Genomic DNA, 22176 nt, shown 5'->3' with positions numbered 1-22176 from the left:
GCTTGCTCGCGAAGGCGACGTTTCAGCCTCTGTTGATGTTGTCTGGCGCATGGACTTTGCAATCGAGGCCGAGCCCTCTATTCCCGCGCATTTTCACTGTCCGCAGATTTTATTTTTCCGGTTTTTCCTCCGTGCCGCGTCTAATAATCATTCTTATTAACAAAAAAAATCTGCACGACACTTTTTCAGGAGCTCAGGTAAGTAATGCGACTTCAAACACGCCGCACACCTCTCGCGTTGGCTGTAAAGCGCCGGACTTTGCACCGCACCCTGTTCACAAGCGCACTGCTGACCGCCACCTTGCTGGGGAGCTCGATGGCCAATGCTGCACCTGTGAAAGTGAATATTGCCGTGCAGCCGCTTTCCAATGCACTGACCGAACTGGGCATGCAAACCAACCTGCAGATTCTCTACAGCCCGGATCAGGTGGCGGGTATCAAATCCCACGCGGTGTCCGGTTCTCTCGAACCGTCCGATGCCTTGAAGACATTGCTGCAAGGCACCGGCATTTCGTTCCAGATCAATGGCAACAGTGTCACGCTGGTGTCGGGCGGCAGCTCAAGCTTGCAACTGGGCGCGACCACCATTTCCGGCCAGGCGTTGGGCGTAGTCACGCAAGACTCCGGTTCGTACACCACTGGCGCCACCACCACTGCTACCAAGCTGCCGCTGACCATCCGCGAAACGCCACAATCGGTGACCGTGGTGACTCGCCAGCAAATGGACGACCGTGGCGCAAAGAGTGTGGGTGACGTATTGCGCAACACGCCCGGCGTAACGTCGCAAAAATACGACAGCGACCGTACTGAGTTTTCCGCTCGTGGCTTTGCGATCACCAACTTTCAGTACGATGGCGTCAACCAGCCTTATGACGGCGTTTACGGTGAGAACCCCAACAACAGCGACGATGCCGCCAGCCTGGACCACATCGAAGTCATCAAAGGCGCCACTGGCTTGATGACCGGTTCGGGTGATCCGTCCGCCACCGTCAATCTGATCCGCAAAAAACCGACCAAGGAATTCAAGGCCTCGGTCAGCGCTACTGTAGGCTCCTGGGACAACTACCGCACCGAAGGCGACATCTCTGGTTCGTTGACCGATTCGGGCAATGTGCGCGGTCGTTTCGTTGGCGCCTACCAGGACAAAGACTCGTACATCGATCACTACAGCCAGCGCAAAGATGTGTTTTACGGCATCCTCGAAGCCGACCTGACCGACGACACCTTGCTGACACTGGGCATCGACAAGTCCAGCGCCACCCCGCGCGGCAGTTCCTGGACCGGCAACGCCCCGTACTTCACCGATGGCAGCCGTACGAACTTCTCGCGCAGTTTCAACCCGGGTGCCGACTGGAGCCGTCGTGATTTCGACAGCGTTACCTACTTCAGCTCGCTCGAACAGGCATTGGGCAACGACTGGAAATTCAACGCCAGCTTCGACCAGAAAACCACTGATCACGATACCCGCCTCGCCTCGGCAAGCGGCGGCAGCGCAGACCGCACCACCGGCGAAGGCAACTTCCTGTACTGGGGCCGCTGGGAAGGCCATCGCGTGCAAAACACCGCTGACGTCAGTGTCTCCGGCCCGTTCTCCCTGGGCGGTCGCGAACATGAACTGGTGGCGGGTTTCATGACCTCCCACTCGCGCCAGACCGGTGCGACGTACGACACCAGCGCCTTCGAACTGGTCCCTGGCAGTATCTATGACTGGAATGGCGATCTGCCTAAACAGGACTTCCCAAAAAACGGAAAATACGAACGCACCCAGAGCCAGAACGGTATTTACCTGGCCACGCGCCTGCGTCCGACCGACGATTTGTCGTTCATCCTCGGCAGCCGTCTGAGCACCTTCAAATACAACGAAGATTACTCGTACTACCCCGGCGGCTTGGCCGACACTCACGCCAGCTACAAAGAACACGGGGTGGTCACGCCTTACGCCGGCGTGGTGTACGACCTGACCGACATCTACTCGGTGTACGCCAGCTACACCAAGATCTATCAGCCGCAAATCTACAAGGACATCGCCGGTTCGACCCTGCCACCTGTTGAAGGCGACAGCTACGAAACCGGTCTGAAAGCGGCTTACTTCGAAGGCAAACTGAACGCCACCCTGGCCCTGTTCCAAATTGACCAGGACAACGTCGCCCAATACGTCTCGACCGATACCAACACCGGGCAGGACGCCTATAAAGCCATCTCCGGCGCCACCACCAAGGGCATCGAGATGGAACTGGCAGGCGAACTGGCGACTGGCTGGAACGTGTCTGCCGGCTATACCTACGCCCGTACCCGCGACAAGGACGAACAACGTATCTACGGTTTCCCATTGGCCACCACCAAGCCGGGACACGTGATCCGCACGTTCACCACTTACCGTCTGCCGGGTGCGCTGGACCAGGTGACCATCGGTGGCGGCGTCAGCTGGCAGAGTGCGTTCTACGGCCAGAGCTACAGTCCAGACCTGGGCAATGGCGAAGGCGGCGCCACCACACTCAAACAAGGCGGCTACACCCTTGTCGACCTGATGACTCGCTTCCAGTACGACGAACACCTGAGCTTCACCGCTAACGCCAACAACGTCTTCGACAAGAAATACATGACGGGGCTGGGCAACTTCGGCACCACGTTCTACGGCGAACCGCGCAACCTGCAACTCACCGCGAAGTATGATTTCTAACCGCTGAGCTGAAATAAAAATGCCCGCATCGTGTGATGCGGGCATTTTTTTGTCTGGTGGCTGCATGCTGAATTACAACCGCGAACGCCCCATTACGCGACGTGTGCATGCATCCCTTGCACATCGTCTAGCGAGCCTGCCATGCCGGTCTATATCGGGAAACGGGTGAGTGAGAACAACCGTCGAGAAGTGCAAAAACGGAGCATGTCTGACAGACGTTGGTGTAGGACCACCCGGACAGAGTCGTCTCCCACAGAATTTAGGGACGCCTCTTACATTTTTTTGTTCAGCAGATGGTTAGTTTTTGCGGCAACCCGTCAGGGCTCAACGCCTGACGCTCATGCGCAAAGCCATCGCTGAAGGAACACCGGATGTTCAACCGCTCTCAAAACAACCGTTTCAGCCTGACGATCAGCGACTTCGAGCATCCGTTTCAGGTGCTCTCCTTCACCGGTGACGAGTTCATCAGCCAGCCTTACGCCTTTGACATCGAACTGGTCAGCGACAGGCCCGACATCGATCTTGAAAGCGTGCTGCACAAACTGGCCTACCTGGCGTTCGATGACAACGGTGCCGGCATACACGGGCAGGTACAGCGCTTTGCCCAAGGCGATTGCGGCAGCCGACTGACCCACTATCGGCTGACGCTGGTACCTCGGCTGGCGTGCCTGAAACACCGGATCAACCAGCGGATTTTTCTGCAGTCGAGCGTGCCGCACATCATCAAACGGGTGCTTGAAGAACACGGGATGTTTCAAGACACCTGCCAATTCCAAACCGGTTCGAGCTACCCGCCACGCACGGCCTGCGTGCAGTACGGCGAATCCGATTTGCACTTCATACAGCGCCTCTGCGAAGAAGAAGGCCTGCATTACCACTTCCAGCACAGCCGTGAGCAACACGTGCTGGTGTTCGGCGACGACCAAACCGTTTTCCCCAAACTCGACCGGCCAACGGCTTATCAACAGGACACAGGCATGGTCGCCGAGGGTCCGGTGATCAAGCAGTTGAGCGTGCGGCTGGAAGCTCGAACCAGTCGCACTGCAGGCCGCGATCATGACTTCGAAAAAACCAGCATCGTGCTTGAATCCAGCACCCGTCCCGACGTGCGCAAGGTGGAGCCCGACCTGGAGGATTACCTGTATCCCGGCCGTTTTACGTCGACGGAGCGCGGCAAGTTACTAGGCCGCAGGGCGCTGGAACGGCATCGCGCCGATTACTGCCTGGCACACGGCGCAAGCGATCAGCCGACACTGGTCTGCGGGCATTTTCTGCCGCTGTCCGATCATCCGCGCAACGAGTGGAATGACTTGTGGCTGCTGACCGAAGTTCATCATCAGGGCGCCCAGCCACACGTGCTGGAAGAAGGCGCCGGGCCGGCGGACGGCGCCTGGCAGGGTTATCGCAACACTTTTTCCGCGACGCCGTGGGACGCCATCCATCGCCCGCCCCTGAAGCACGAAAAACCGAAGATTCTCGGCAGCCAGACCGCCGTGGTCACCGGCCCCAAAGGCGAAGAAATCCACTGCGATGCGTACGGCCGGGTCAAGGTGCAATTCTTCTGGGACCGTGAAGGCCGGCATGACGATAACAGCAGCCAATGGGTACGCGTGGCCGCCAATGCGGCCGGCAAAAACCATGGCGCGGTGACCATTCCCCGGGTCGGAATGGAAGTGCTGATCACCTTTCTCGAAGGCGACCCCGATCAGCCGGTGATCAGCGGATGTGTGCCCAACAGCACTCATCCGGTGCCTTATGAATTGCCTGCACACAAAACCCGCAGCGTGTTCCGCTCGCGCAGCACACCGGGCAGCGGCGGCTTCAATGAACTGCATCTGGAAGACCGCACCGGTCGGGAATTGATCTACCTGCGCGCCCAGCGCGACATGGAACAGCACGTCCAGCACGACAGTCGGCTGGAGGTCGGCCGCGAGCGCCGGGAAACCATCCAGGGCAACAGTATTGTGGTGCTGGCGGCTGAAGACCAGCGAAGCGTGACCGGCGATCGCAAGGTGCAGCTCAAGGCCAGCGATTACCTGCAAATAGCCGACAGCAGCCATACCCGCGTCGGCAAAACCCTGGTGATCGACGCCGGCCAGCAGGTGCATGTAAAAGCGGGTGCCAATCTGATACTGGACGCTGGCGCCAGCATCACATTGAAGGCTGGCGGGCATCACATCGTGATCGATGCTGACGGCATTTTCAGCAGTACCGAGATAGACATTGGTGGTTCTCCTGTCGCTGCCATCGCTGCAAAAAACCTGCTGCCGGGGATGCTTGCAACACTGAATGCCCCAGCAGCGCTTCCCCTGCTGACAATACCGACGCAGAGAACCCTCGTCGCAGACAGCACCATAATCGCTGCAGATTTTTGCCCAGTGTGCGAGGCATGTCGCCAAGGCATCTGCCTGACTGAAGGAGCCGGCGCATGAGCCTTTCATTAGCTCACCAATGGCTATCTGAACAATCAGGTCTTGGACGGACCTTGTGTCTGATACTGGACTCGGTCAATGGCCAGCAAGCCCGCCAATCGCTGCTGAAAACCCGTCAGCCCGATCAATACCTGAATCTTTACCGCGAAACCGCAGTGGCTGACCTGGCCGACATCGGGCCTTGTATTTTTGTCTTCGACAATCCTGAAGAAAAACCAATCCGCGAGCTGCTGATTAATCCCGAACGCAATTGGGGCTGGCTGGCAAGCATTCGCAAAGGCGACTTGCCTCTAATGAATAAGCACTGGCAACAGCGGCTAATCATCGGCACGCGGCCAAACCTGGCGCTGTACCGATTCCACGATAATCGCGTTCTGGCCCGAGGTCTGGCGCTTCTGAACCCATTGCAGTACCCGGCTTATCTGGGTCCGGCGATCAGTGTGTGCTACTGGGAGAGTGACGGATGGGCAATCAAGCACAATCCAGATCCCGGCGAGCACCCGCAACCGAAAGCGCCGCAGTGGCTGGATCCCCCGGTCGGCGAAGACGCTGACCTGAAAATTCTCCTGCTCAATACTCATCGCTATCTGCTGGCGCAGCATCTCGAAGCATACGCCCGGCTGGCGGATGACCTGGACCCCCAAGCTTGGCTAAACGCACAGGTGTATCGCGCAGAGGCATGGGGCTGGACCGCGCCAGAACAACTGGCATTTTTACTGATCCAGAGCTTAAACGCGCCCGCCTACCTGTTGCCGTCTCATTGGGAACCACGCACCGACGAGAGCTCGACGGCGCACTTTGGACGCTTGTTCGAAGAAGCCACATTCTGGCAAGGAAATACCCCGATATGAACGATCAGTTATCGAGATTGGTTATCGGAGGTTACTTGGGGCTGATGGTGGGGTGTTCGGCAGTCGAGCCGGTCAATACGTTCAGGTTTACTGCTGACCTGCCTCCAAGCTTTTCGTATCAGGCCATCGCTGTATACGTGCCCGCCGAAGGCGAAACTTGCACAGTGCCAGGTCGAAAAAACACGGCCGTTGGTTTCAATCTGGAATGGCGCGAAGTTTACGAGCCAAAGTCTGAGATCGCCTTATACAGAACAGTCAGCGACTGTCCGTTAGTGATCAGGCAGATAAAGCTCGAAATCAATTCCGCTTATGGAAAAACCCGACGTGATTTCAGTGCGGACAATGCCGGAGTCGCTATTCGCTACAAACTGGATGATAAATATATAAATTCTTTTAATGAAGCTGGCGAAAGCAATTTCTACGGACAATGCCAATGGCTATTTCGCACTTCTGGGAAAACTCGCATTCTTAGAAAGATTTTAAGGTGCACAAGCACTGACGAAAAAGGCAAGCTTGGGTTCAGCAAACCGTTCGCTGGTTACACCCTGGATCAGTTACCGGGCAAAACAGTGAGAATGAACATCAAGTTGGCGGACGAAGAACGTCCTTACATGGGTGATACGTGGGTCAAATTTCCTAATGGCTGGAAACGCTGCATGGGCGAAAATTTCGAAGACCAACACGCCTTCTGCTTTGGTAACCACACGGACTTCAGTGGTTATCAAACGCATGACGGAAAGCAATGCACCATTTATCCCGGTTGCACAGAATAGGAAGTTCGCGGCATGCCAATCAGGTATTTTCAGTTAGCAATAAAGAAACTTCTACTCGGCTATTGCTTGGCTTTAACATCAGGTTGCGTAGCTGAATCGATTAACACATTTACCTTTACCGCTGACTTGCCTCCAAATTTTTCGTATCAGGCCATCGCTGTATACGTGCCCGCCGAAGGCGAAACTTGCACAGTGCCAGGTCGAAAAAACACCGCCGTTGGTTTCAATCTGGAATGGCGCGAAGTTTACGAGCCCAATTCTGAGATCGCCTTATACAGAACAGTCAGCGACTGCCCGTTAGTGATTAGGCAGATAAAGCTTGAGATCAATTCCGCTTATGGAAAATCCCGAGGCGATTTCAGTGCAGACAATGCCGGAGTCGCTATTCGCTACAGACTGGATGATAAATATATAAATTCTTTTAACGAAGCTGGCGAAAGTAATTTCTACGGACAATGCCAATGGCGATTTCGCACTTCCGGCAAACCTCGCATTCTCAGAAAAATCCTCGACTGCAAGAGCACGGACGAAAAAGGCGAACCGGCGCTCAGCAAACCATTCGCGGCTTACACCCTGGATCAGTTAACGGGCAAAACAGTGAGAATGAACATTAAGTTGGCGGACGAAGAGCGCCCAGCTATCGGTGACACCTGGGTCAAGGTCCCTAATGGCTGGAAACGCTGCATGGGTAAAAATTTCGAAGATCAATATGCGTTCTGCTATGGCAACCACAAGGATTTCAGTGGTTATCAAACGCATGACGGAAAGCAATGCACAATCTATCCCGGTTGCACAGAATAAGGACATCGTAAATGACGCCTTTGGAAAAAGAGCTAAGTCACCCATTGAATCGCAGAATGCTCTCATGCCCAATCCAAGATAAATGGACAAGTTTCCAATTGGCGGACGAGTTCGGTAGCGGCGAAGCTTATGCCGGGCTGAGCTATGTAATTACGGATTGTGAGGGACAACAGTACGGAGGAAAACTTGATGCAGTAGGTGCGGGAAAAGTGGAGCAGCATTTCTCCGGACCAACCGCACTCATGTTCGAACAGAAGTACCTGGGGTCTGAAAAAGTGTATGTGGAACTCATGCGCAGAGACAGCTATCCGCTCGAAATTACCGAACTACAAGTACGAGCCGAACACACCCGCCACCTCAACCACAACAGCACACGCACCCGAGTCAACCCGGCCACGGACTGCGCCTATGAGTATTTCCAGGTGGAAGTAAGGCATTTGGTTGAGCACGTGTCGCACTTGCCTCCAGAAGTCTATCGCCATTTTCCGCACCGCACCGGGACGGCAAAATTGATGCGCGGACATAGCAAATACGGCGTAGCGCTGATGCCGGGGAAACACACGGTGCTGGAAGTGCGACCGTTACGAGCCCTGCGCCCTATGCTTTCGACAACTCCAGAATTTTGCGCGCTGAATCTTTACCAACTCGCATTGATGGCAACCTTGAGCTATTGCCCGTTCGGGCAACAGCCCTCTACTCAACCTGTCGAGGAAGACAGCGTCAGTTTTCCGCTGCAACCGAGCGTGGGCAATTGGTTTGGCGACGCGTTAGCCAAATCGGACGAAATCTGGAGAGTCGACTCAGGACAGACGAAAGCCTATTACCCGTTGTATGAAGAAGTGCCGTATTCGGACCGGTTGGAGATCGTACCTTTCGATCCCCTTCTTTATGAAGAAAACAATCCAGCCTTAGGCGAGGACCAAGAGAACCCTGCCAACCTCCATTTTTTCGACGACACAATCCTCGGCGTTGGCTCCACCGATACCCAAGCCTTCATCACCCACAACGATCAACTGATCCTGATCTCGGTGCGCGGCACCAGTAGCGTTGCTGATGGCGTGCGCGACGGCGATGCCTTCCAGGTACCGTTTGAAGAAGGCGCTGGCCGAGTACACCGAGGCTTCTACCAGGCAGCGAAAAAAGCTTATGGCTTCGTCGTAAGATACCTGGACAAGTTCTACGCCGGGCAAACCTTGATAATCTGTGGCCATAGCCTCGGTGGCGCTATCACGCTATTGCTCGCGGAAATGCTACGTCGCAGTCCTGAAGCCTACACTCTCCAGCTCTACACCTATGGCGCCCCCCGAGCTGCTGACTCAACCTTCGTCAAAGCCGCCGCACCCTTGGTGCATTACCGCATGGTCAATCATAACGACCCGGTACCCAGCGTGCCCGGCACCTGGATGAACACCAAGGTAGATGTCTACGCAACGGGATTAGCGCTGACGTTCGTCAACGTGCCTCTCGGCCTGTCGGTATTTGTCGCCGGGATCACCAATGTGTCCGGCGAGCCGTATGAGCACCACGGTACGCTGCGCCATTTGCTGCCGGTTGAGTTTGGTCGCGGTGAGAAGTCGACCATTTTGTGGGCGACAGGCTGCGACACCATCATTCAGCATGCAGCCTGCACGATGGCGATTGCACAGCGAAATGGCCTACCGAACCGGCCTGGCCTGATCACTCAATCGCTCAATTCCCCTGACCACTTTATGAGCAATTACATTCCCGGTTGCTGGGCGACCCTGCGCCGCTGGCAGGAGGCCGAGCAGGCTGAAGATTCCCTGGTCTCGAAGCGTGAGTTTGAGTTAATCGAGGATGCGCTGATGAACATCACCCGTCGGTTACGTCACGAAGAAGACAGGTTTGCCAATAGTCCCGATAAGCGTAAGAGCACGCACCAACACATTCCCCAGGCACTGGAGGATGAACGGCACAAAATCGAAACCACTTACCAGCGCCTGAAGTCATTGCGATTCAAAACGGTTCGCGCTGAGCATGTTTATGGCTCGCTTGCACAGCAACCGGAACGGCTGGCAGCCAGCCTCGCCCGCTGGCAGGCGCACCCGGAAAATCGGGTGGTCGAGCAATTGGCAATGGCGCCCGAGCCCGAGCCCGAAGATGATGATTGGATGGCATCGATTTATGGCTTGCCCCCCAAGGGCACGCCGTTCGATATCGACTCCATGGGTTAATGCTCAACTCATGCGCTGGCGCGCCATGACACGGCGCAACGGCTGTCAATCATGGCGCTTGGACCCGAGTAAGGCAGGCACCGCAATGTCAGCTGGGTCACCGGGATCACCTCAAAAGTTGTCTGCAAAGAGAACGAATGAGGTGCTGCGCGAATGAGTCTTTCGGGGCTACGGGTGGCGAGGTTTGTTCAGGTGGCGATAGCTTTGGAATGCCGAACCCAACACCACCGCGGCAGCCGCAATCGCCACCCAGAACCCGCTGCGAGCACCGAACGCATCCACCAGCCACCCGGAACTGGCAGCGCCCATGGCAACGCCAATACTCAAACCGGTCACCAGCCACGTCAGGCCCTCGGTCAGTTTCGCCGGCGGCACGATCTGCTCCACCAGCGCCATCGCAACAATCAAGGTGGGCGCAAAAAACAACCCGGCGATAAACACGGTCAGCGACAGGCCCAGGATGTCAGTCGCCAGCAACAGTGGCAGCGTGGTTAATGCGGTTGCCACTCCGCCATACAGGAACAGTCGCGGCAGCGGAATTTTTGAGCGCAACGCCCCGAAGGCCAAACCCGCCAGGCACGAACCGATGGCGTACACCGACAATACGATACTCGCTGCAGCCGGCTGCCCCTGCTGCTGAGCGAAGGCAACGCTGACCACATCCACCACGCCGACAATCGTGCCCATCGCGACCATCAACAGCATCAGCAACTGAATGTCGACCGAACGGATAATCGAGCGCTGATGATGTTCTGCGTGAGGATGAATCCCGGGCTCGGTGGCACGTTGCAGTACAAACGCAGTCACCCCGATCCCCAGCATCAACAATGCCGCCAACGGACCAGCCTCGGGAAATGCCACCACGCACAACCCCACCGACAGCGGCGGCCCGATGATGAAACATACTTCATCGAGTACCGACTCCAGGGCATAAGCCGTTTGCAGCTCCGGCTGTCCGCGATACAACTCGGTCCAGCGTGCCCGCACCATTGCCGACATGGCCGGCATGCAACCGGCCAGCGCCGCGAACACAAACAAGGTCCAGTGCGGCGCCTGCAACCGGGTGCACAGCAACAGCATCAACAACGCGCCACCACCGATCAGAGCGGCGATGGGCAAGATCCGGCGCTGACCGAAACGGTCGACCAGCCGCGAAACCTGCGGTGCGCAAAACGCCGTGGCCAAAGCAAACGTCGCCGCCACTGCCCCCGCCAAACCGTAGCCACCCTTGACTTGCGAGAGCATGGTGATCAGGCCGATGCCGGTCATGGAAATCGGCATGCGCGCGATCATGCCTGCCAGCACAAACGCTCTGCTGCCGGGGGCTTTGAACAGATCGCGGTACGGGTTTGCCATGGCGTGGACCTCAATTAGGCCCTGCAAATTGCCATAAGGTCGAGTGAGGGGAAAGCAGCCAATTGTTGGTTGAGTGTAAAGCCCCTATCAACCGCAAGCTCACTCGCAGATTTCATCTTCAATGCCCCTCAATGGTGTATTCATGGACCACCCATTGTGGGCGCACGCCTGCTCGCGATGAAGCCAACCGCTTCAACTGTGGCCGTCTGGCAAGTGAACTCTCTACCGGTCAAACCAGTCAGCTAGTTAGGCCCTCACTTCAAGGTGCTAACGCTCATGCAGATTTCTCTCGATCAACAAGTTGCACTCGTCACCGGCGCCAGTTCCGGTATTGGAGCCGCAGCGGCCAAGGCTCTTGCCGACGCCGGTGCCGCCGTGGTGCTCAATTACAACTCCCAGGCAGCTCCCGCCGAGGAGTTGGCCCGGCAGATAATTGCCGAGGGCGGACGCGCTATTGCCGTTGGCGCCGACGTGTCCAAAGAAGAAGACGTCGAACGGCTGTTTTCCAAGACCCTCGAAGCGTTTGGTTCGCTGGACATTCTGATCGCCAACTCAGGTATGCAGAAAGATGCGAACGCGGTGGACATGAGCCTCGCCGACTGGAACCAGGTGATCGGCGTCAACCTCACTGGCCAGTTCCTTTGCGCCCGCGCGGCATTGCGAATTTTCAACAAGCAGGGGGTTCGTGAAGGCGTCTCGCGTGCGGCGGGCAAAATCATTCACATGAGTTCGGTACACCAGCGAATTCCGTGGGCTGGCCACGTCAATTACGCCGCTTCCAAGGGTGGCATCGACATGCTGATGCAAACCCTGGCCCAGGAAGTCAGCCATCAGCGGATCCGCATCAACGGTATTGCGCCGGGGGCGATCCGCACGGCAATCAATCGCGCCGCCACTGAAGGTGCTGCAGCGCAAGAATTACTCAAGCTCATTCCTTACGGCCGAATTGGTGATGTCGATGACATTGCCAATGCCGTGGTGTTTCTCGCCTCCGATGCATCCGACTACATCGTCGGAACCACGTTATTTATCGACGGAGGCATGAGCCTTTATCCGGAGTTTCGCGGCAATGGTTGATCATCATCTCGAACGACAAAGCCCCATCGACGCCCACGGCATCATCGGCGACATGCGCAGCGCTGCGCTGGTGAACGATAAGGGCAGTGTGGATTTTTTCTGCTGGCCCGAGTTCGACAGTCCGTCGATCTTTTGCTCATTACTCGACACACCCGACGCCGGTATTTTCCAACTCTCGCCTGACTTGCCCGACGCTCGCCGCGAGCAGATCTACTTGCCAGACACCAATGTGCTGCAAACCCGCTGGCTCAGCGAGCGCGCTGTGGTGGAGATCACTGATCTGCTGCCGGTCGCCGACAACGTAGATGACTTGCCACTGTTGATGCGCCGGGTCCGGGTGGTCAGCGGCCAGGCCACGTTCCACATGCGTTGTGCGGTACGGCATGATTACGCGCGCGCCAAAACCTGCGCCCGCATGGATGAGCAAGATGTGGCGTTCGAGGCTGACGAACATCCTTCAATGCGTTTGTCTTCGGATCAGACCCTGCGTGTCGACGGCAACGCAGCCGTTGCCCAATTCACCCTCAAACAGGATGAACGCGCCGAGTTTTTACTGGGCGGTCTGGATGACCCGCGCTTCCAGGAAGGTGCGGCTGCGCTGTGCCTGGAACGCACGCTGAAGTTCTGGCGCGACTGGATAGGCCAATCCAACTACCGTGGCCGCTGGCGCGAGATGGTCAATCGCTCCGCCCTTGCGTTGAAGCTGCTGACCTCGCGCAAACACGGCGCCATTCTCGCCGCGGCGACGTTTGGCTTGCCGGAAACGCCGGGGGGCGAACGCAACTGGGACTATCGCTACACCTGGATTCGAGACGCCTCGTTCACCGTGTACGCCTTCATGCGCCTGGGATTTGTTCAGGAAGCCAATGACTACATGGGCTGGTTGCGCGGACGTGTGAGCGACTGCCATGGCAAACCGATGAAGCTCAATATTCTTTACGCCGTTGATGGCCGCCAGGAACTACCGGAAACCGAACTGTCACACTTCTCCGGTCACGGCGGCGCAAAACCTGTGCGCATTGGCAATCAGGCCTATGACCAGGTGCAACTCGACATTTTTGGCGAACTGATGGACGCGGTCTATCTGGTCAACAAATACGGCGATGCCATTTCTCATGAAGGCTGGAAGCATGCCGTGCAAGTGGTCGACCAAGTGTGCGAGACCTGGGAAACCAAAGACGTGGGCATTTGGGAAATGCGTGGCGAACAGCATCACTTCCTGCACTCGCGGTTGATGTGCTGGGTGGCGCTTGACCGCGCCATTCGCCTCGCGTCAAAGCGCTCGCTGCCAGCACCTTTTGCCCGTTGGGATCAGACACGTCAGGCGATCTACGCCGACATCTGGAGTAACTTCTGGAACGAAGAGCGCGGCCATTTCGTCCAGCACATCGGCAGTACAGCACTCGACGGCTCGATGCTGTTGATGCCGTTGGTGCGTTTCGTCAGTGCCAAGGATCCGCGCTGGCTCTCAACCCTGGAAGCCATCGAAAAAACCCTGGTGCGCGATGGAATGGTCTACCGCTATCGCAACGATGACAGCCAGATCGACGGCCTGGACGGAACTGAAGGTGCGTTTGCAGCGTGCTCGTTCTGGTACGTCGAATGCCTGGCACGTGCCGGCCAGGTTGAAAAAGCGCACCTGGAATTTGAGCAATTGCTGAGGTACGCCAACCCGCTGGGGTTGTATGCGGAAGAGTTCGACGCCCATGCCCGGCATCTGGGGAATACGCCGCAAGCCTTGACGCACTTGGCGCTGATCAGCGCGGCAAGTTTTCTGGATCGTAAATTGAGCGGCGAAAAAAGCGCTTGGCAGCCTTGAGTGCAGGTTTTACTCAAGGCGTAACGAACCCTGCAGAGGCGACCGTCAGAGCATTGCTGGATCTGCTGGAGCGCTGATTGAAAACCGCTCGCGGTAAGCTTGGGGTGTAACGCCCATGGCCCGCAAAAAACTGCGCCGCAGTGTCTCTTCACTGCCAAAACCGCATTGCACGGCGACCCGTTTGATTGCAACGCCAGTGTCGCTGAGTAAGCGGCGCGCCGTTTCGACCCGGATCAGCTCGATTGCGCGCGCCGGCGTCTGGCCGGTGTCCGCGCGATAGTGCCGCACAAAACTGCGCTCGCTCATCCCGGCCTGCAGTGCCAGGGTCGGGATGCCCAGATCCATGCTCAGGTTCTCGCTGATCCAGGCATGAAGTTCGTCGAAACGGTTACCTTCTTTTTGCAATGACAACGTCACGCTGAACTGTGACTGGCCGCCCGGGCGTTTGAGAAACACCACCAGTTGCCGCGCGACTTCCAGCGCCATGGCGCGACCGAGATCCTGTTCAACCATTGCCAAGGCAAGGTCAATGCCGGCGGTGACTCCAGCCGAGGTCCACACAGGGCCGTCATTGATGAAAATCGGATTGGGCTCAACTTGCAGTCGAGGATGTTGTTGCGCCAGTTGCTCGCAACGAGTCCAGTGCGTGACCACCCGGCGCCCATCGAGCCAACCGCTGGCGGCCAATAAAAACGCCCCGGTGCACACCGAGGACACCCGTCTGCAGCCGCTGGCGTGCTGACGTACCCAGGCCACCAGCTGATGATCCTCAGCGGCCGCATACACACCCCAGCCACCGGCGATGATCAATGTGTCACTGGCGTATTCGGGCAGTGGTTCTGCCAATAACGCCAACCCCGCCGATGAGGTCACTGCCCCGCCACCGCTGGCGATAACCGTTGGGGCATAGGGCCGCGAAGCACCTCTTTGGACCGCGATATCGTTGGCCGAAGCGAACACTTGCAGCGGCCCGGTCACATCGAGCAGTTGCACGTTGCTAAAGGCGAGCACATGAATGGCTTTGGGCATCATTGGCGTAATTCGTGGGGTGATTGGCGTGTTCGCCAGATGCTACGAGCCTACAGTGAAGTCGTCCACCCCTTCATGAGAACAATCGCCATGACGTTGCAGATCGGTTTTCTGTTGTTTCCACAGGTTCAGCAACTGGACCTGACCGGCCCTTATGACGTGCTGGCTTCGCTGCCGGACGTGAAGGTGCATTTGATCTGGAAGGATTTGCAACCGGTGTCTTCAAGCACCGGCCTGGTGCTGATTCCCACCACTACTTTCGACGATTGCCCGACACTCGACGTGATCTGCATTCCCGGTGGCAGCGGCGTTGGCCCGTTGATGGAAGACGTACAGACCTTGGACTTTATCAAGGCTCAGGCAGCCAACGCCCGTTATGTCACGTCGGTTTGCACCGGCTCTCTGGTGCTCGGTGCGGCAGGCCTTTTGATAGGTAAACGTGCCACCACCCATTGGGCGTATCACTCATTGCTTGAGCCGTTGGGGGCAATCGCGGTGAAAGATCGGGTAGTACGTGATGGCAATTTGTTGACGGGTGGTGGGATCACTGCCGGAATCGACTTTGCGTTGACCCTGGCCGCGGAACTGTTCGACAAGGAAACCGCGCAACTGGTGCAGCTACAGCTCGAATACGCTCCAGCACCACCCTTTGCGGCTGGCAGCCCGGACACAGCGCCCGCTTCAGTGTTGCAAGAAGCCAATCGGCGTTCGACACAGTCGCTGCAGCAACGCACGCAAATTACCGAACGTGTAGCCGCCAGCCTGTAGTTGGCAACTTTATGGCAGACCAAAAAAAACCCGCCAGAAGCGGGTTTTTCCCAAGACCATTGTCGACTCCCTGTCGGTAGCGAATCCTTGCTGATGGTCGATCGTCCATGATCCTGAAGCACTCCCTGCGCTTCAGTTGATGGGGCTAGATTACGTCCCGGATCCAATTTGCAATAGACGACATAGCTACCAGCATGTGTAAGACATTCGCTATAGGAAGCCTTCTCAATGGCTGCGCCGACCTCATGCTTCAAGCATGGATGCCGAAAGGCTTGCGCTTTGAAGTTGGCCATCAACTGCGTATATATCGCCATCTTCAGCAAACCATGCCGCCGATAAGCCCGCGAACGCCAACAGCCATTGGAGCAACCGATGACGTTCAAGCCCGGCAGCCTTGGTCACAACCCCGATTTGCGAAGTAAAACGCAGCGGATCATTCGCCAAGAGGTTGCTTTTCCTTGGCATTGGTTTCCAGGAACTGTTCGATATTGCTCATTTGTTCGTCCCAGCCACGACTGTCCATACGGAACGCCTTCAGCCTGCGGGCCTGCGGTATGTGGTCAAAACCGGACTCGGTGACCTTCAACAAGGTGCCGTTATCCATGTCTTCGAGTTCAAACAACACCAGGGTCGTGGGTTCCTGTGAATAATCGGTATCCGGCTCAACGGCGTAAGGGTGCCAGCGAAAAGAAAACACGCGCTCCGGCTCTACCCGCTCCACCAGTACGTTCCACAGTAAATGCTCGTAGCCGGGATAGGTAATTTGCCCTTGAGTCCACTCACCGGCGACAAATCGCTTGCCTTCCAGTGCCACGCCAAACCATTGGCCAAAAGCTTCGGCATTGGCCACCACACGCCAAACCTGCGAGCGCGGTGTCTTGAGCAGAATCTTCCTTTCGATGCGATCAGATGTTGGGTTCATATGTCACCTCCTGTAATGAACAGTAGGCCTGTAAGACCACAAGACCAACCTTAAAGTTGTATCCGTTGAGTGATAGGGTGTGAGCTGTGTGTCATCGAGTTCAAGGATGAATCAACTGCCTGAACACAGGATAGACCCTCTTATTGCCCGTCACAGCGAGAACCCTCATGCACCCACGTTTGCTCTTGGCGCTGACGCCGTTGCTGTTCACCACCGTCGCGCACGCGCTCGATTGCGATAACGCCACCGACCAGGCCACGATGAACCAGTGCGCCGCGCAACAGAACAAAGCCGCAGACAAAGAATTGAATGCCTATTACCAACAGATAACTGCACGTTTGAAGGAAAATCCCGACAGCAAGAAATTACTGATTGGCGCCCAACGCTCCTGGGTCGCGTTTCGGGACGCCGAGTGCAAGTTTTCAGCTGCCGGGGTAGTGGGAGGCAGTGTGTATCCGCTGATCTACAGCAATTGCGTTACCGAACTGACGAAGGCGCGGGTCGAGACGTTCAAGACCTATCTGAAATGTCAGGAAGGAGACATGAGCTGCCCGGTGCCAGGGGTTTGATTCTCTGAAGGTTGTCAGGGCCTTTTCGCTAGCAGGTTCGCCCCCACAACAGGCCGCATTTTTCCGAAAAAAATGCGATCACAAGTGGGAGCGAGCCTGCTCTCGATAGCCTAGGATCAGGCATCGCAATCAGCGGGTGAATATCTGCGCCGTGGTAATCGCCATATCGCCACCCGGCAACTTGATGCTACCGATCTGTTTCATGCTGTCGGCATCAAAGATCGCCACGTCGTTGAACGTGCCCGCCAGATAGATCTTGCTGCCTTCCTTATTGAACGAAATACAGTAGTAGGAATGTTCAAGCGTCGCCGCTTGCAGCATTTTCTTCTGCTTGATGTCGTACTTGGCCAAGCGGTTGAGCACGCCGAACATCAGGTTGGGGTCCTTCGGTGAGCGCATGCCGCTGAAGTAGATTTCAGTCAAGGGACCGAAGTCGGTGGTTTCTGTCTTGCCGGTTTTCAGGTCGACGCTGAACAGCCCGTAGAGGTATTCGGCAGTGGCCGGATCCTGCTTCTTGTCCTTGAATTTCGCTGTGGTGTACAGCAGCGAAAAGTCATGGCGATAGGTCTGCTGGTTCCACACGTAGAGCACGTCCGGTGCGCTGTAGTTTTCCCGTTTCCAGTGACGGCTGGGGATCAGCACATCGAACTTGCCGGTTTTGACATCGACCTTGTAAACGTCCGCGCCCGCCACATAAAGAGTGCCGTCATCACCGCTTTGCATGATGGTCAGCTGCCGTGGCGCAGGGAAACTACGCAGCGGCTTTGCATCCATGCCGGCGTCGGTGGCGTACACGTCCAGCCTGGGCTGCTGCACTTCGTAATGGTCGTTGAGCATCAACGTCGGATTGGCGATGGTGAACAGTTCCTTACCGTCATGGCTCAAGGTGAAGGCGAACATGGAGCGCGCTTTTTCTCCCGGTTTTTGAGTGATGCTGGCGTGGAAAACCTGTTTGCAGTTGTCGAGTTCGATGCCGTAGACATCAGCATAGTGATTGTTCAGCACATACGCCGTTTTGCGGTCTGGGGCCAGTTGCACGGTGCCTGGGCCGAACGCGTCGGGCAGTTTGCAGGTCTTGAGCAAGGTGTCGGTCGCAAGGTCAATCACGTGCAGGTTGTTCGGATAATTGGTGGTCAACATGTACTCGTGACCGGCCTCAAGTACGGTATTTTCATCGGCCAGAACGGTGAGCGAACACGCGCTCAGGAATGCAAAAGCGGCCAGGCCGCAAGCGTTGATGCGATGCATGCTGGAATCCTTTTTGTATTCGATCACTTGTCTTTTGGAAAGACAGTCCCGAGGTTGCGCCAGTTGTCATTGGACGCCTGCGCATCCTTGTTCCAGTCGGGGTAGGTGCTCATCATGTCGGGCACCTGTGCCGGCCACCAGCACGGGTCGGAGCAACCATAAAGGTCAGCTTCCATTGGCTGGCACAGCGACGACACGCCGCCAAACGCATCAATCTCCCAACCTGGGTCTGTGGTCGAGGCGCACCCTGCCACGGAATTCATCGCGACCACTTCTTCGATGCGGTTTTCGGCGGCAGCCTCATCGAGTTTCAATGCTTTGTTATTGATTGCCTTGAGATGTTTCATATCAGTGAGCCTTGCGCGGGGTGATGTAGCTGCTGATAAACGCAGGGTTGTTGGCCATGATCCGGGTGTAGACCTCGATGCCGAAGTCGACCCAGTCACGCATCAGTTCGCAATAGTGATAAGTGGGGTGAGTCGGGTCGCCGTAACGGGCGTAGCTCTCGTGATAGCAACCACCGGAACACAGATTGCGAATCTGGCAGTCTTCGCAACCGGTATTGGTACGATCGAGGCGCTGGGACAAAAAGTCGTTCAATTCGACTTGCTTCACACCGCTGTGCACATTGCCGAACGTCGGCAGGCTCGAACCGGTGAACCGATGGCACAGGTTCAATTCACCCTTGTGATCCACCGCCAGCATCTTCAGGCCCGCGCCGCATGGCAGCGCTTTTTTGTGGCCTTCGTGAATGTCGGTGATCAACTGGTGCAGGTTGGAGAAACCGATATTGCGGTGCTCCAGTGCCGCTTCCAGGTAGCGTCGACCCAGCCGCTTCATGCTGGCAAACACTTCGATCAGTTCATCACTGGTCAGGTTGAAGGTGCTGATGTCACCGGAGGTCACGGGGGCGAAGCCGACTTCGGCAAAACCCAACTCGTTGAACAGGTGATCCCAGATCGTTTCAACGTCGGTGACGCCGGTGGTCAGGGTCACCCGCGCCCCGACCGGGCGGCTGTTGTAGCGTGACAAGAGCATTTGGGCCTTGCGCCGCACCACGTCGTACGTGCCCTGCCCGCCCACAGTGATGCGGTTACGGTCATGCACGGTTTTTGGCCCGTCGATGCTGACGGAAAGACCAAAGCGGTGGGCGTTCAGGTAGTCCACGGTCTCTTCGGTGAGCAGCGTGGCGTTGGTGGTCATGACGAACTCGACAAACTTGCCGGCCTCGCGAAAACGCTTCTCGCAGTAGTCGACCATGTACTCGATCAGCTTGCGATTGCTCAACGGCTCACCGCCGAAAAACACCACGGTGAATCGCTCTTCGTCAGGCGATTCGCGCAACAACATTTCAACCGAGGCGATGGCTGTTTCGACGTCCATTTTCTTGCCGGCCGACGGCTTGTCGAGGTCTTCCTTATAGCAGTAGGTGCAACTCAAATTGCAACCGGTGTTGACGTTCAGCACCACGGTATTGATCGCGGTGCGTTCCACGCGTTTGGTGCCGATGTCCGGGGTCAGCGGCGAGCCATCGCTCACCAGTTCCAGGGACATCAGTTCGCGCAGGGTCTCGGTGATTTCTTCGCCGTTGAAGCGCGAAGACAAGCGCAGGATAAGGTCGTCCGAAGAGCAACCAGGACCGCGTAAGGTATCGATGATGGTGCCCGTCAGTTCATCGCTGGCAAACAGCGAGCTGCTGGGAATGTGGAACAGCATGCGGTCGGCATCGACATGCACTTCGTGCAAGTTGCGTTCAACCAGATTCAAAATAGCGCCCATTGCAACCTCCTGTGCAAACCCCGTTTAACGGGGCCTGCGGTCATTCCGAAAAAGTGTCTGTAGCCTTGACGCGGTGTTAAGCCAAGGGCAGCCAACTCATGGAATGGGTGGATTGTTCCAGCGTTGCACGGTAACGATCATGTGCCCCTCGCCGGTCAGGGAGTTCCCTGCATCGTCGACGGCAGCAATCACTTTCAGGTTGCCGGCATTATTGGTGGACATTTTTCGTTGCGGGTTCGGCCCGGCATCACCCGGCGTGAATACCCCGCTGTCAGCCTGCATAGTGCCGGCGAACTTGACGTCTTCGTCTTCCTTGGCGCGGTCGTCGAAGGCTTCAACCTTCCACTGTGCCGGGAAAACACCGATGCGATACGGTTTGCCATCAGCGCCTTTGCCCCACGCTTCAGCGTCGAAACGCCCCTGGACTTTCGGCGTCGAACCACCGCCCTCACCAATGCGCGCCACCGAAAACTGCGGCACCACTTTGACTTCGGCGATCTTGTTGTAAACCGACAACGACGGGCCTTTCAGGGAGCCAACGGTGACAGTGCGCAGACCCGGCTGAGCATTCGCGGCGGCCTTGAGCTTGACCTTGATCCGGTCAGGGCTTTGCTCGATGACTTCGACCACCTCCACGCCTTTGCCAAAGTTCGGTTTGCCGATGAGACCGCTGCCAACCAGTGTGATTTCAGTTTCCGTGCCGGCCTTCAGGTAACCCGGTTGTACCGCCAGCAAACGGCTGCTGCCCTGCTTGGCGGCGATAAAGTCCAGGCCGCGCTCGTCATGTTCAGCCTCGAACATCCGCCCCTGCATCGCATTGCCCTGGGCAGCGAATACCTGGCGCATGGTCACGCCGTCGATGGTCACGTTGCCGCGCCATTCGTAACCGGTATACAGAATCGCGCTGCCGTCACCGTTGAACGGACTGCCGTCGGCGTATTGACCTTTAACGTTGACCTTGAAGGTGTCACTGCCGTCGGCCGTCACGCTCATCACACCGGCCAGTTCACCTTTGCCTGGCAAATGACCGCTGAAGCTCCAGTCACCGACCATCGCGTCAGCTTTCGGCGCAACGCTGAGCCATTTCTTCCAGGCCGGGTTGTCCAGTGGATAACGCTTGGCCAACAGCGGCACCATGTCTTTGCGGGCGATGTCGAACCAGTCGCGATCACGCGCCAGCGCCTGATATTCCAACGACGGCCATTGTCCGAGGTGGAAGTTGACCAGGCGCTCCCATTCCTGAGCCGGACGCCGTTGCAGCGCAACGCGTGCACCGGAGTGGCAGCGGCCACACATCTGGCTGGTCTGGTCATCAAAATGCTCGACGGTATTCAAGCGTCGTTCCAGTGCGTAACGCACGCCGTCCGTTTCGCTCGGCGCCAGGCCCTGTGTATCGGCCAGGTACTTCACCAGCGTACGGCGGTCGTCATCGCTGATCTGCAAACCGTGCATGGTCTGCATCCGGGCGATGCTCATCAGCCAGCCTTCCGGGGTTTTGCGCTGGTGACTGATGCGGCTCAGGGCGTTATCGGCCTCAGGAGTATGACAACCCTGGCAAGTTTCCTTGAGGATGGTCTGGGCGTCGCGGGCTGCCAGGCTCTGAGGTGAGTGCAGCGCCATACAGGCAGCTACCGCCAGCAGACTGGCGCTCAGGCCTGATCGGAGTTTTCTCTTCATCAACGTCGAACCTCGCACGGTGCTTTCTTATTTTTGTGGCTTATCGTTTTTATGGTTTCTGCCGTCGGCAGCGAACTGCTGACGGAGGCAAGAGAAACGTCTGCGATGAGCAATACACGGAGCGTGCCAGCTTAACGATAGTCTTTTTTATCAATCGGTTACGCGAAGAAACAGAATGCTGGCCGACCTTGCAGCGGTGTGTCG

Annotated in this window: 18 protein-coding genes; 10 read left to right on the top strand and 8 right to left on the bottom strand. The window is 56.9% G+C overall.

Annotated features, from left to right (window positions below; all coding sequences use genetic code 11):
* Positions 1–204: 204 nt before the first annotated feature.
* The 6 genes from ACQR3R_RS22445 (at position 205) to ACQR3R_RS22420 (ending at position 9728) form a co-directional block, all read left to right on the top strand.
* A complete protein-coding gene (locus tag ACQR3R_RS22445; protein WP_428275454.1) occupies positions 205–2679 on the top strand; it encodes a TonB-dependent siderophore receptor in 2475 nt (824 codons plus the stop codon).
* Positions 2680–3050: 371 nt separating this feature from the next.
* Entirely contained in the window at positions 3051–5111 is a 2061-nt protein-coding gene (gene tssI, locus ACQR3R_RS22440; protein ID WP_428275452.1) for a type VI secretion system tip protein TssI/VgrG, read from the top strand.
* Positions 5108–5962, top strand: a complete 855-nt coding sequence (locus tag ACQR3R_RS22435; protein ID WP_428275450.1) for a DUF4123 domain-containing protein — start codon at positions 5108–5110, stop codon at positions 5960–5962. Before tssI ends, ACQR3R_RS22435 begins: the two co-directional genes overlap by 4 nt.
* Positions 5959–6735: a hypothetical protein gene (locus ACQR3R_RS22430; protein WP_428275448.1), complete on the top strand. Its 777-nt coding sequence runs from the start codon at positions 5959–5961 to the stop codon at positions 6733–6735. The genes ACQR3R_RS22435 and ACQR3R_RS22430 overlap by 4 nt, the downstream gene beginning before the upstream one ends.
* A gap of 12 nt (positions 6736–6747) precedes the next feature.
* A complete protein-coding gene (locus ACQR3R_RS22425; protein ID WP_428275446.1) occupies positions 6748–7536 on the top strand; it encodes a hypothetical protein in 789 nt (262 codons plus the stop codon).
* Between the two features lie 11 nt (positions 7537–7547).
* Positions 7548–9728 (top strand): lipase family protein, encoded by a 2181-nt coding sequence (locus ACQR3R_RS22420; RefSeq protein WP_428275444.1) that lies wholly within the window; start codon positions 7548–7550, stop codon positions 9726–9728.
* A 168-nt stretch (positions 9729–9896) separates the two neighbouring features.
* Here ACQR3R_RS22420 and ACQR3R_RS22415 read toward each other — a convergent pair whose 3' ends face one another.
* Complete coding sequence (locus ACQR3R_RS22415) at positions 9897–11084, bottom strand: MFS transporter (RefSeq protein WP_428275442.1); 1188 nt, start codon at positions 11082–11084, stop codon at positions 9897–9899.
* A 276-nt stretch (positions 11085–11360) separates the two neighbouring features.
* Between ACQR3R_RS22415 and ACQR3R_RS22410 the strand changes: the two genes are divergently transcribed.
* Positions 11361–12161, top strand: a complete 801-nt coding sequence (locus ACQR3R_RS22410; protein WP_428275440.1) for an SDR family oxidoreductase — start codon at positions 11361–11363, stop codon at positions 12159–12161.
* Positions 12154–13980 (top strand): glycoside hydrolase family 15 protein, encoded by a 1827-nt coding sequence (locus ACQR3R_RS22405; protein ID WP_428275438.1) that lies wholly within the window; start codon positions 12154–12156, stop codon positions 13978–13980. The genes ACQR3R_RS22410 and ACQR3R_RS22405 overlap by 8 nt, the downstream gene beginning before the upstream one ends.
* Positions 13981–14025: 45 nt before the next feature.
* Here ACQR3R_RS22405 and ACQR3R_RS22400 read toward each other — a convergent pair whose 3' ends face one another.
* The gene (locus tag ACQR3R_RS22400) at positions 14026–15012 is read right to left on the bottom strand and encodes a helix-turn-helix domain-containing protein (RefSeq protein WP_428275436.1); all 987 of its coding nucleotides are present in this window, start codon (positions 15010–15012) and stop codon (positions 14026–14028) included.
* Between the two features lie 87 nt (positions 15013–15099).
* Between ACQR3R_RS22400 and inhA the strand changes: the two genes are divergently transcribed.
* Positions 15100–15777 carry an isonitrile hydratase gene (gene inhA, locus ACQR3R_RS22395; protein WP_428275434.1) on the top strand — a complete coding sequence of 226 codons (678 nt, stop codon included), beginning with the start codon at positions 15100–15102 and terminating at the stop codon, positions 15775–15777.
* 243 nt (positions 15778–16020) lie between these two features.
* Here the strand turns inward: inhA and ACQR3R_RS22390 are convergent, their stop codons facing one another.
* Complete coding sequence (locus ACQR3R_RS22390) at positions 16021–16221, bottom strand: aminoglycoside phosphotransferase family protein (RefSeq protein WP_428275432.1); 201 nt, start codon at positions 16219–16221, stop codon at positions 16021–16023.
* Complete coding sequence (locus ACQR3R_RS22385; protein WP_428275430.1) at positions 16211–16699, bottom strand: SRPBCC domain-containing protein; 489 nt, start codon at positions 16697–16699, stop codon at positions 16211–16213. Before ACQR3R_RS22385 ends, ACQR3R_RS22390 begins: the two co-directional genes overlap by 11 nt.
* Before the next feature lie 167 nt (positions 16700–16866).
* Between ACQR3R_RS22385 and ACQR3R_RS22380 the strand changes: the two genes are divergently transcribed.
* A complete protein-coding gene (locus tag ACQR3R_RS22380) occupies positions 16867–17268 on the top strand; it encodes a lysozyme inhibitor LprI family protein (protein WP_428275428.1) in 402 nt (133 codons plus the stop codon).
* A gap of 129 nt (positions 17269–17397) precedes the next feature.
* On the opposite strand, the gene peaD is transcribed toward ACQR3R_RS22380, so the two are convergent.
* The 4 genes from peaD to peaA all read right to left on the bottom strand — a co-directional run bounded on the left by peaD (position 17398) and on the right by peaA (position 21972).
* Positions 17398–18516, bottom strand: coding sequence for a quinohemoprotein amine dehydrogenase subunit beta (gene peaD, locus ACQR3R_RS22375; protein ID WP_428275426.1), 1119 nt, complete (start codon positions 18514–18516; stop codon positions 17398–17400).
* A gap of 23 nt (positions 18517–18539) precedes the next feature.
* Positions 18540–18863, bottom strand: a complete 324-nt coding sequence (gene qhpC / locus ACQR3R_RS22370; RefSeq protein ID WP_428275424.1) for a quinohemoprotein amine dehydrogenase subunit gamma — start codon at positions 18861–18863, stop codon at positions 18540–18542.
* A 1-nt stretch (position 18864) separates the two neighbouring features.
* Positions 18865–20295, bottom strand: coding sequence for a quinohemoprotein amine dehydrogenase maturation protein (peaB, locus tag ACQR3R_RS22365; protein WP_428275422.1), 1431 nt, complete (start codon positions 20293–20295; stop codon positions 18865–18867).
* 96 nt (positions 20296–20391) lie between these two features.
* Positions 20392–21972 (bottom strand): quinohemoprotein amine dehydrogenase subunit alpha, encoded by a 1581-nt coding sequence (gene peaA, locus ACQR3R_RS22360; RefSeq protein WP_428275420.1) that lies wholly within the window; start codon positions 21970–21972, stop codon positions 20392–20394.
* Between the last annotated feature and the right edge of the window lie 204 nt (positions 21973–22176).

The organism is Gordonia sp. IEGM753, from assembly GCF_050321825.1.
GTDB lineage: Bacteria > Pseudomonadota > Gammaproteobacteria > Pseudomonadales > Pseudomonadaceae > Aquipseudomonas.
This window is presented reverse-complemented; position numbering and strand designations above follow the sequence as displayed.